At 59.2% G+C, this 4,622-nt stretch carries 4 protein-coding genes, 1 tRNA gene and 1 pseudogene; 4 read left to right on the top strand and 2 right to left on the bottom strand.

The features are described from left to right. Positions 1–700, top strand: a 700-nt coding sequence (locus FEM54_RS25305) for an iron-containing redox enzyme family protein (protein WP_138453518.1), incomplete at its 5' end; no start/stop codon positions are given. A 21-nt stretch (positions 701–721) separates the two neighbouring features. Here the strand turns inward: FEM54_RS25305 and FEM54_RS25300 are convergent. Together FEM54_RS25300 and lldD are read right to left on the bottom strand one after the other, a co-directional pair. Beyond that, positions 722–1,648, bottom strand: a complete 927-nt coding sequence (locus FEM54_RS25300; protein ID WP_017137791.1) for a GGDEF domain-containing protein — start codon at positions 1,646–1,648, stop codon at positions 722–724. 282 nt (positions 1,649–1,930) lie between these two features. Next, the gene (gene lldD / locus FEM54_RS25295) at positions 1,931–3,073 is read right to left on the bottom strand and encodes an FMN-dependent L-lactate dehydrogenase LldD (protein ID WP_017137790.1); all 1,143 of its coding nucleotides are present in this window, start codon (positions 3,071–3,073) and stop codon (positions 1,931–1,933) included. 101 nt (positions 3,074–3,174) lie between these two features. Between lldD and FEM54_RS25290 the strand changes: the two genes are divergently transcribed. The 3 genes and pseudogenes from FEM54_RS25290 to FEM54_RS25280 all read left to right on the top strand — a co-directional run. After that, positions 3,175–4,059, top strand: coding sequence for a LysR family transcriptional regulator (locus FEM54_RS25290; protein ID WP_099548938.1), 885 nt, complete (start codon positions 3,175–3,177; stop codon positions 4,057–4,059). 86 nt (positions 4,060–4,145) lie between these two features. Beyond that, positions 4,146–4,221 (top strand) — tRNA-Asn (locus tag FEM54_RS25285). A 214-nt stretch (positions 4,222–4,435) separates the two neighbouring features. Further along, positions 4,436–4,622 (top strand): annotated as a pseudogene (locus tag FEM54_RS25280) (ShlB/FhaC/HecB family hemolysin secretion/activation protein); the annotation flags it as partial.

The raw sequence follows: 4,622 nt of genomic DNA, 5'->3' as shown, positions 1-4,622 counted from the left end.
CGAACACGAACTGTACCAGCGCATGCGTGTTAACACGCTCAGCGCCAAGACCATGCGCCACTACCTGATCGGTGGCTGGCCAGTGGTTGAACAGTTTGCCTTGTACATGGCACAGAACCTCACCAAGACCAAGTTTGCCCGCCATCCTGGGGAGGATATGGCGCGCCGGTGGCTGATGCGCAATATTCGCGTGGAACTCAACCACGCCGACTATTGGGTGCACTGGGCGCGCGCCCACGGTGTAAGCCTGGAAGAGTTGCAAGCGCAGAACGTACCACCGGAGTTGCACGCACTGAGTCACTGGTGCTGGCACACCAGCTCGGCCGATTCGTTGATCGTGGCGATTGCCGCGACCAACTACGCGATCGAGGGGGCGACTGGGGAGTGGTCTGCCGTGGTGTGTTCGACCGGCGTGTATGCGGCCGCCTTCCCTGAGGAAGACCGTAAACGCGCCATGAAGTGGTTGAAGATGCACGCGCAATACGACGATGCCCATCCTTGGGAAGCCCTGGAAATCATCTGCACCCTGGCCGGGATGAACCCGAGCAAAGCCTTGCAGGTAGAACTGCGTCAGGCGGTGTGCAAGAGCTACGACTACATGTACCTGTTTTTGGAAAGTTGCATGCGGTTGGAGAACGAAAAAGCAAAGGCGCCAGCAGTTGTTCGTGAACGTCAGGTTCGCGCCGCCAGCGAGGCGTGATGTAAGCGTGATGGCGGGGTTTTACCCCGCCATTGCCAAGCGGTTGCGGCCTTCGCGCTTGGCAACGTACAGGGCGTTATCGGCCCGCCGCAACAGGCTTTCTGCCGACTCGGCGGCCAACAGGGTCGAGCAACCCAGGCTCACCGTCAGTTCAATTCGCTTGCCATCGGCCCAATAGTCCTGAGCCTCTGCCGCCCGACGCAGGCGTTCGCCGACCATACCTGCCGCGTCCCGGCCGGTGTTCGACAGCAGGATCAGAAACTCTTCCCCGCCAAAGCGAAACACCATGTCCACATTGCGCAACTGGCTTTTGATCGAGTCGGCGACAGCGCGCAATACGATGTCGCCCGCTGCATGGCCGTGGGTGTCGTTGATTTTCTTGAAATGGTCAATGTCCAGCATCAACAAAGACAGCGGGCTCAGGTGCCGCCGGGCCATGTCGATTTCCCGTTGCAGCGTCTGGTCCATCGCAATGCGGTTGCCGGTTTCGGTCAGCGGGTCACGCAGGGCGCTGCGGGTGGCGGCGCGGTAGAGCAGGGCGTTACGCATCGGGTACAGCAACGTCGACAGCAGTGACTCAAGTTGCGCCAACTCGTCGTCCAGCAAACGCTGGTTGCGCCGGAATATCAACTCGCCCAGATGCTCGCCTTCATGGCTCAAGGTGTAGCTCACCGAGTGATGCCCGCGATGGCCAAACTCCAGGCGCAAGTCGCTGGCCTCATGGCGATATTGCAGCGCGTCCAACGGCACCAGCCGCTGAACTTCGCGAAAGAACAGCGCCAGAATGCGCTCCGGCTCAAGGCTGGTTTGCAACTGCTGGTTCAGTTGCTGACGAAGTTGCGCAAGTGTGGTGGGGCGACGTGGAAGCAGGGACGGCTGACCAAACCCCAGGCGTTGCAATTTGGCACTGTCGAAGTCAATTGCGTTGGTCTGGGTCGGTGATTTCATAAGCTGACGGCCTCTAAGCACTTAACTGTGTTACAGGCGGCACGAGAGCGGCAAATGCCAAGCGTCTTACTGTTCCTTCAGTTCCGTAAAACATTGGAAACAGTTTAAACCGCTTTGCCATGGGTTATAACCCCTGGGCCCTGCCACACGTCTTGTCATCGCTTAACCTGCTTGAAAGGGGTTAGAGCGAGATTCATGCCACTTTGTTTAACTTACAAAAACGCCTTATAAATCAACGACTGTTTTAAAAAACTCAACACAGTCGTTGTGCAGTGACGTCAGTTATTTGGCTGTTTGAACCAAGGTGGAGTGGTCAATCTGGTCAATCGAGGTGACGCCGGTCAAGGTCATGGCCACGCGCATCTCCTTGGCGAAGATATCCAGCAGGTTTTCCACCCCGGACTGGCCGGCGGCGGCCAGCGCATACACGGTCGAACGTCCCAGCAGGCAACCCTTGGCGCCCAGGGCGAGCATGCGTACTACGTCGAGTCCGGAGCGAATGCCGGAGTCCACCAGCACCGTGAGATCATCGCCCACGGCCTCGGCAATCGGCGGCAAGGCTTTGGCGGTCGACAACACGCCATCCAGTTGGCGCCCGCCGTGGTTGGAGACCACGATGCCGTCGGCACCGAAACTCACCGCGTCCTTGGCATCCTGGGGGTCAAGGATGCCCTTGATGATCATCGGGCCTTTCCAGAACTCACGGATCCACTCCAGGTCTTTCCAACTGATCGATGGGTCGAAATTATTCGCCAGCCAGCCGATGTAGTCTTCCAGGTGGGTGGGCTTGCCGAGGTATTTGGAGATATTGCCCAGATCATGAGGGCGGCCCATCAGGCCCACATCGAAGGCCCATTGCGGCTTGCACACCGCCTGCAGCATCCGGCGCTGCGCCGCATACGGCCCGGACATGCCCGAATGCGCATCACGGTAACGCGCGCCGGGTGTGGGCATATCGACGGTGAATACCAGCGTGGTCACGCCCGCTGCCTGGGCGCGCTCCAGCGCATTGCGCATAAAGCCGCGGTCCTTGAGCACATAGAGCTGGAACCAGATCGACTGCGGGCTTTGCGACGCCACCTCTTCAATCGGGCACACCGACACCGTCGACAGGCAGAACGGGATGCCCTTGTTGGCCGCCGCCTTGGCCGCCTGCACCTCACCACGTCGCGCGTACATGCCGGTCAGGCCCACGGGGCTGAGAATCACTGGCATGGCCAGCTCCTGGCCGAACAGCGTGGTCTTGAGGCTCAGGTTGTCGACATTGCGCAGGATGCGCTGGCGCAGGCTGATCTCGGCCAGGTCCGAACTGTTGGCGCGCAGGGTGTGCTCGGCGTAGGCGCCGCCGTCGATGTAATCGAACAGAAAGCGCGGCAGCTTGCGTTTGGCGGCTGCACGGTAGTCGGCGGCGGACGAGATGATCATGAACGGGTTCTCCACAGAGCTGGGTCGCACCACCATAAGCAAAAAGCTGGCATGATAAAAACAACTTTTATTACTAATACCCAGTCGCTATAGGAATACCGATGAACCTGAGAACCGTGCGGGCCTTTGTCGAAGTGGTGCGCCAGGGCGGTTTCTCCCAGGCGGCTGAGGTGGTGGCCCTGACTCAATCCACCGTGAGCAAGGCGGTCAAGACCCTCGAAGACGAGCTCGGCACGCCGCTGCTCAATCGCCTGGGCCACCGTAACGAGCTGACGGCCGCCGGCGAAATTGCCTACCGCCGCGCCCTGGTACTCCTCGCCGAGCACAACGACCTGGTGGCCGAGATCAACGACCTGCGCGGCCTCAAGCGCGGCGTGCTGCGCATCGGCCTGCCGCCGGTGGGCTGCGGCGTGCTGTTTGCCGCTATGTTCGCGGCATACCGCAGCCGCTACCCGGAGATCGAGATCGAACTCACCGAATACGGCAGCAAAAAACTGCGCGAATGTCTGGAAGCCGGGGAGGTCGACCTTGCCGCACTGCTGTTGCCGGTGGACGAAGCCTTCGACTACCAGCCAGTGCGCAATGAACCGCTGATGGCGGTATTGCCCATCAGCCACCCACTGGCCCAGCGCAAACACATCGACTTCACCGACCTGGCCGATTCACCGTTCATCTTGTTCGAAGCCGGCTTCGCCCTGAACGCCAAGATCCTCGCCGCGTGTGAGCGCAAAGGCGTCACGCCCCGAGTGACCGCGCGCAGCGGGCAAATCGACTTTATCGTTGACCTGGTCTCAGCCGGGCTGGGCGTTGCGTTTCTGCCGCGCATGCTCGCGCTCAAACATCAACACGCGGGTATCGCCTTGATTGCGTTGGACGAACCACACACCGACTGGCATATCGCCCTGGCCTGGCGGGCCAGCGCACACCTGCCACCGGCGGCGCGTGCGTGGCTGGATCTGGCCAAGGAAATGGCCAGCCCGGTGTAGCGGGCTGCGGCCGTAATTTGCAGGAATTCGTCAAAATGCTCCTCAATGCTTGACTTCTTCTTTTTAATCAGTAACATACGGCGCATTCCGCGATAGCTCAGTTGGTAGAGCAAATGACTGTTAATCATTGGGTCCCTGGTTCGAGTCCAGGTCGTGGAGCCAGATAGAGAAAAGCCTGCAGAGATGCAGGCTTTTTTTTGCCTTGGATTTTTTGAAATTTTTGTTAAGTGCATGATTTTAAAAAAACATAATTTTCAAACTGAACCTGATTTGTTTCACTTTTGAAACAAATTTGTACATTTTATTGACGCCATCAAAGTGCCATCCTAGAATCGCCGCCCATTGATAGCACAACGCTATGTAGAGGGATCTAGACATGTGGCGTTTGGAACGCCGGACCAGGTTTTGCCTGCTGTCCGTTTTTTTCTGCCTGGGCACCGCCGGATTAGCGCACGCCGCGCCCCCGCAGAGCACCCCCGGCATCACCGACCTGATCCGCGACCGTCAGGACCGCCTGCTCGAAGAGCAGCAGCGGCGCCTCGAAGAACTCAAGGATCTGCCCG

Source organism: Pseudomonas edaphica (genome assembly GCF_005863185.1).
Lineage (GTDB): Bacteria > Pseudomonadota > Gammaproteobacteria > Pseudomonadales > Pseudomonadaceae > Aquipseudomonas > Aquipseudomonas edaphica.
The sequence above is the reverse complement of the archived record's forward strand: the minus strand, read 5'-3'. Positions and strand labels throughout refer to the sequence as shown.

Coding starts and splice junctions, on each gene's coding strand:
- lldD (WP_017137790.1), bottom strand. CDS start 3,073: ATGATCATCTCGTCCGCCGCCGACTACCGTGCAGCCGCCAAACGCAAG.
- FEM54_RS25300 (WP_017137791.1), bottom strand. CDS start 1,648: ATGAAATCACCGACCCAGACCAACGCAATTGACTTCGACAGTGCCAAA.
- FEM54_RS25290 (WP_099548938.1), top strand. CDS start 3,175: ATGAACCTGAGAACCGTGCGGGCCTTTGTCGAAGTGGTGCGCCAGGGC.